1 protein-coding gene is annotated in these 208 nt (G+C 65.9%); it reads left to right on the top strand.

Annotation, left to right across the window (positions count from 1 at the left end; translation table 11 throughout):
* Positions 1 to 208 (top strand): alpha-amylase family glycosyl hydrolase (locus tag IG94_RS39575; RefSeq protein ID WP_043485804.1); only part of this gene is annotated, 208 nt, incomplete at both ends.

The raw sequence follows: 208 nt of genomic DNA, 5'->3' as shown, positions 1-208 counted from the left end.
GCTCCCGCCCTTCTTCAAGTCACCGCTGCGCGACGGCGGTTACGACGTCTCCGACTACACCGCCGTACTGCCCGAGTTCGGCGACCTCGCCGACTTCGTCGATTTCGTGGACTCGGCGCACCAGCGCGGGATGCGCGTGATCATCGACTTCGTCATGAACCACACCAGCGACCAGCACCCGTGGTTCCAGGAGTCCCGGCGGAACCCG

It is taken from the genome of Streptomyces olivaceus, from assembly GCF_000721235.1.
In the GTDB taxonomy this organism is placed as follows: domain Bacteria; phylum Actinomycetota; class Actinomycetes; order Streptomycetales; family Streptomycetaceae; genus Streptomyces; species Streptomyces olivaceus.
This window is presented reverse-complemented; position numbering and strand designations above follow the sequence as displayed.